This is a genomic window from Streptomyces sp. NPDC048659 (assembly GCF_040650575.1).
Lineage (GTDB): Bacteria > Actinomycetota > Actinomycetes > Streptomycetales > Streptomycetaceae > Streptomyces.
In genome coordinates this window covers 1-5123 of the sequence record NZ_JBEZHM010000127.1, presented here as the reverse complement: position 1 = coordinate 5123, position 5123 = coordinate 1, and the positions used below count along the sequence as shown (strand labels likewise).

Annotated in this window: 5 protein-coding genes; all 5 read left to right on the top strand. The window is 70.1% G+C overall.

Annotated features, from left to right (window positions below; all coding sequences use genetic code 11):
* Nucleotides 1-132 precede the first annotated feature (132 nt).
* The 5 genes from AB0C99_RS39440 to AB0C99_RS39420 all read left to right on the top strand — a co-directional run bounded on the left by AB0C99_RS39440 (nt 133) and on the right by AB0C99_RS39420 (nt 5014).
* Nucleotides 133-1131: an ABC transporter permease gene (locus AB0C99_RS39440; protein WP_362485296.1), complete on the top strand. Its 999-nt coding sequence runs from the start codon at nt 133-135 to the stop codon at nt 1129-1131.
* Entirely contained in the window at nt 1128-2231 is a 1104-nt protein-coding gene (locus AB0C99_RS39435; RefSeq protein WP_362485294.1) for an ABC transporter ATP-binding protein, read from the top strand. The genes AB0C99_RS39440 and AB0C99_RS39435 overlap by 4 nt, the downstream gene beginning before the upstream one ends.
* On the top strand, nt 2228-3376 hold the full coding sequence (locus tag AB0C99_RS39430) for a dipeptide ABC transporter ATP-binding protein (RefSeq protein WP_362485292.1): 1149 nt from the start codon (nt 2228-2230) through the stop codon (nt 3374-3376). Before AB0C99_RS39435 ends, AB0C99_RS39430 begins: the two co-directional genes overlap by 4 nt.
* Nucleotides 3377-3476: 100 nt before the next feature.
* Nucleotides 3477-4148: a trimeric intracellular cation channel family protein gene (locus tag AB0C99_RS39425; protein WP_362485291.1), complete on the top strand. Its 672-nt coding sequence runs from the start codon at nt 3477-3479 to the stop codon at nt 4146-4148.
* Between the two features lie 23 nt (nt 4149-4171).
* Entirely contained in the window at nt 4172-5014 is an 843-nt protein-coding gene (locus tag AB0C99_RS39420) for a thioesterase family protein (RefSeq protein WP_362485289.1), read from the top strand.
* Nucleotides 5015-5123 lie beyond the last annotated feature (109 nt).

Sequence of the window (5123 nt, the reverse complement as noted above, 5' to 3'; positions counted from 1 at the left end):
ACCTCTCCTCAAAAGGGGGTTTGACAACAGGTTATATGACCATGCAAGATCCTAGCTAACACAGTGCAGGACCTAGGAGCTTTACAACCCTAAGGCCCGATCGGGTTCCCCGGCCGCCGACCGGCCGACCGCATGCTTGCATACATAATCCGGCGGCTCTTCGCCGTCGTCATGATGCTGCTCGTCGTCACCCTGGTGACGCTCAGCATCTTCTTCCTCATCCCCAAGCTGACCGGCAGTGACCCTGCCGCGATGTTCGTCGGCAAGCAGGCGGATCCGGCTGCCATCGAAGGCGTCCGGCAGAAGCTCGGCCTCGGCGATCCGATCCTGGTGCAGTTCTGGCACTTCGTCTCCGGGATCTTCGTCGGCCGCGACTACGTGGGCGGCGGCGACTCCATCCACTGCGCCGCGCCCTGCTTCGGCTACTCCTTCAAGACCGAGCAGGACGTCTGGTCGATGCTGACCGACGCCTTCCCGATCACCCTGTCCATGGTCATCGGCGCGGCCGTGCTGTGGCTGGTCCTCGGCGTCTCCACCGGCGTGCTCTCCGCGCTCAAGCGCGGCACGATCGTCGACCGCGCGGCGATGATCACCGCGCTCGCCGGCGTCTCGCTCCCCATCTTCTTCACCGCCATGCTGGCGATGCTCGTCTTCCGCACCCAGCTCGGCTGGCTGGACGCCACCTACGTGCCGTTCGGCGAGTCCATCGGCGGCTGGTTCGGCGGCCTGATCCTCCCCTGGGTCACCCTCGCCTTCCTGTACGCGGCGATGTACGCGCGCCTCACCCGCGCCACCATGCTGGAGGTCCTCGGCGAGGACTACATCCGCACCGCGCGGGCCAAGGGCCTGCCGGAGCCGGTGGTGCTCGGCAAGCACGCCATGCGCTCCACGATGACCCCCATCCTGACCATCTTCGGCATGGACCTCGGCGCCCTCGTCGGCGGCGCGATCCTGACCGAGACCGCGTTCAACCTCCAGGGCCTGGGCTGGATGGCCATCAAGGGCGTGAGCGACCGCGACCTGCCGCTGATCATGGCCGTCACGCTCATCACCGCCGCCTGTGTGGTCCTCGCCAACCTCGTGGTGGACCTTCTGTACGCAGTGATCGACCCCCGAGTGAGGCTGGCATGACCGACAAGCTCGTGAAGACCGGCGCCGCCGTCGGCGAGCCGGTCGCCACCGGGAACGCGCCCTCCGACGCGTTCCTCGACGTCCGCGACCTGAAGATCCACTTCCCGACCGACGACGGTCTGGTGAAGTCGGTCGACGGCCTCACCTTCCAGCTGGAGAAGGGCAAGACCCTCGGCATCGTGGGCGAGTCCGGCTCCGGCAAGTCGGTCACCTCGCTCGGCATCATGGGCCTGCACACCGTCGGCCAGTACGGCCGGCAGAAGGCCCGCATCTCCGGGGAGATCTGGCTGAACGGCCGGGAGCTGCTCAGCGCCGACCCCGACACCGTGCGCCGGATGCGCGGCCGGGAGATGGCCATGATCTTCCAGGACCCGCTGTCCGCGATGCACCCGTACTACACGGTCGGCAACCAGATCGTGGAGGCGTACCGGGTCCACCACGAGGTCGACAAGAAGACCGCCCGCAAGCGGGCCGTCGAGCTCCTGGACCGGGTCGGCATCCCCGAGCCCGCCAAGCGCTTCGACAACTACCCGCACGAGTTCTCCGGCGGCATGCGCCAGCGCGCGATGATCGCGATGGCGCTGGTCAACAACCCCGAACTGCTCATCGCGGACGAGCCGACCACCGCGCTCGACGTGACCGTCCAGGCCCAGATCCTCGACCTGATGCGCGACCTCCAGAAGGAGTTCGGCTCCGCGGTCATCATCATCACCCACGACCTCGGCGTGGTCGCCGAGATCGCCGACGACATCCTCGTGATGTACGGCGGGCGGTGCGTGGAGCGCGGCTCGGCCGAGGACGTCTTCTACGAGCCCAAGCACCCCTACACCTGGGGCCTGCTCGGCTCCATGCCGCGCATCGACCGCGACCAGACGGACCGCCTGATCCCGGTCAAGGGCAACCCGCCGAGCCTCATCAACGTCCCCAGCGGCTGCGCCTTCAACCCGCGCTGCCCGTACGCGGACATCCCCAAGGACGGCATCACCCGGACCGTACGCCCCGAGCTGACGGAGACCGGTTCCCGCCACTTCTCGGCCTGCCACATGGCGCCGGAGGAGCGGAACCGGATCTGGACCGAAGAGATTGCGCCGAAGCTGTGAGCGAGACGACGGAACCCCTGCTGAAGGTCACCGGCCTGCAGAAGCACTTCCCCATCAAGAAGGGGCTGCTGCAGCGCCAGACCGGCGCCGTGAAGGCGGTCGACGGCCTCGACTTCGAGGTCTACCCGGGCGAGACCCTGGGTGTCGTCGGCGAGTCCGGCTGCGGCAAGTCCACGATGGGCCGCCTGATCACCCGCCTCCTGGAGCCGACCGGCGGGACCGTCGAGTTCCAGGGCACGGACATCTCGCACCTCGGGGTCGCGAAGATGCGCCCGCTGCGCCGCGACGTCCAGATGATCTTCCAGGACCCGTACGGCTCGCTGAACCCGCGCCACACGGTCGGCGCGATCGTCTCGGCCCCCTTCAGGCTCCAGGGCGTCGAGCCCGAGGGCGGCGTGAAGAAGGAGGTCCAGCGCCTCCTCGGCCTGGTGGGCCTGAACCCCGAGCACTACAACCGCTACCCGCACGAGTTCTCCGGCGGCCAGCGCCAGCGCATCGGCATCGCCCGCGCCCTCGCGCTCAAGCCGAAGCTGGTCGTCGCGGACGAGCCCGTATCGGCCCTGGACGTGTCGATCCAGGCGCAGGTGGTCAACCTCCTGGACGACCTCCAGGAGGAGCTCGGCCTCACGTACGTGATCATCGCGCACGACCTGTCGGTGATCCGGCACGTGTCGGACCGCATCGCCGTCATGTACCTGGGCAAGATCGTCGAGCTGGCGGACCGCAAGTCCCTGTACGAGTCGCCGATGCACCCGTACACCCGCGCCCTGATGTCCGCGGTCCCGATCCCGGACCCGCGCCGCCGGGGCCAGAAGACCGACCGGATCCTGCTGACCGGTGACGTCCCGTCCCCGATCGCCCCGCCGCCGGGCTGCCGCTTCCACACCCGCTGCTGGAAGGCGACGGAGCTGTGCAAGACCCAGGAGCCCCCGCTCCTGGAGCTGCGCCCCGGCCAGCGGGTGGCCTGCCACCACCCGGAGAACGCCGAGGGCGTGACGGTGCCGGCGCCCCGCGAGTCGGTAGAGGTGAAGATCACCGAGAAGCCGGAGCCGACGGAGCCGACGGAGCCGACGGAGCCGACGGAGCCGACGGAGCCGGAGGCGACCCCGGCGGAGGCGACGGACGAGGCGAAGCCCGAGTCCTGACCATCCCCACCCCCTCCTCCCGGGCCCCCGCCCGCCGCCAGGCGGCCGGGGGCCCGCGTCATGTGCGCCGCGCCCCCCGATCAACCGGCACAATTGCTCGGTGCTCCACGATCTGTTCAATCCCTCCGTCCAGCACGCCCTGGATCTCATCGGCATCTTCGTCTTCGCGATCTCCGGCGCGCTGCTGGCCGTCCGCAAGAACTTCGACGTCTTCGGCATCGCGGTGCTGGCCGAGGCCACGGCGCTGGGCGGCGGTATCGTCCGCGACCTGATCATCGGCGCGGTGCCGCCGGCGGCCTTCACGGACCTCGGCTACTTCCTGATGCCCCTGGTCGCGACCGTCCTGGTCTTCTTCCTCCACCCCGAGGTCGAACGCACCCAGACCGCGGTCAACGTCTTCGACGCGGCGGGCCTCGGCCTGTTCTGCGTGACGGGCACGACGAAGGCGTACGACTACGGCCTCGGCCTGACCTCCTCGGCGGCGCTCGGTCTGGCCACCGCCGTCGGCGGCGGTGTGCTGCGCGACGTGCTGGCCAACGAGGTCCCGTCCCTCCTGCGCTGGGACCGCGACCTGTACGCCGTGCCGGCGATCGTGGGCGCGACGATGGTGGTCCTGTTCATCCGCTTCGACGTGCTCAACGCGTACACGAGCGGCGGGGCGGTCCTCACGGCCTTCGCGCTCCGCCTCCTGGCCATGCACTACCACTGGCGGGCGCCCCGGGCCTGGAACCGGCGCTCCTCCGCACGGGAGGAAAAAGCTACCGCTCAGTAGCCGAGTCCTGTACGGTCGCGGCCATGAGCACGAGCAGCATCGAGGCGACGAGCGAGTTCGACCGCGACACCGCCGTCACCCTCCGCGCCCCGGGCGTCTATGACGCCGAACTCTCCGCGGGCTGGACCATCATCCACGCGGTCAACGGCGGCTACCTCCTCGCCCTCCTCGGCCGCGCCCTCGGCGAGCACCTGCCGCACCCGGACCCGTTCACGATCTCGGCGCACTATTTGACGCCGTCCGTGCCGGGTCCGGCGGTCATCCGCACGGAGACGGTCCGCACCGGCCGCACCCTCTCCACCGGCCAGGCGTCCCTCTTCCAGTACGAGGAGGACGGCACCGAGGTGGAGCGCATCCGGGTCCTCGCCTCCTACGGCGACCTGAGCGCCCTCCCCGACGACGTCCGCACCACGGCGACCCCGCCCGCCCTGGCCCCCCTGGACCACTGCTTCGGCGCCTCGGACGGCCCGACCCCGCAGATCCCGGGCTCCTCGGCGATCACGGAGCGCCTGGACATCCGCCTCGACCCGTCCTGCGTCGGCTGGGCGGTCGGCGCGCCCTCCGGCAAGGGCGAGATGAAGGCGTGGTTCGGCCTGGCGGACGGCCGCGACGCGGACCCGCTCTCCCTCCTCCTCACGGTCGACGCGCTCCCGCCGACCTCCTTCGAACTGGGCCTCAAGGGCTGGACCCCCACGGTCGAGCTCACCACCCACGTCCGATGCCGCCCGGCCCCCGGCCCGCTGCGCGTCTCCATCACCACCCGCAACCTGGCGGGCGGCTTCCTGGAGGAGGACGCGGAGGTCTGGGACTCGGCCGACCGCCTGGTCGCCCAGTCCCGCCAACTGGCCAGGGCCCCCAGGGGCTGAGCACCCACGACGGCGGGGAGGGCACCGGGGCCGGAGCGGGGGCAGGGGTGTCCGGACGTGGCGGCGCCCGTAACGAGCGAAGCGAAGTGAAGGTCGCAGTCCGGACACC

Coding starts and splice junctions, on each gene's coding strand:
- AB0C99_RS39440 (WP_362485296.1), top strand. CDS start 133: ATGCTTGCATACATAATCCGGCGGCTCTTCGCCGTCGTCATGATGCTG.
- AB0C99_RS39420 (WP_362485289.1), top strand. CDS start 4,172: ATGAGCACGAGCAGCATCGAGGCGACGAGCGAGTTCGACCGCGACACC.
- AB0C99_RS39435 (WP_362485294.1), top strand. CDS start 1,128: ATGACCGACAAGCTCGTGAAGACCGGCGCCGCCGTCGGCGAGCCGGTC.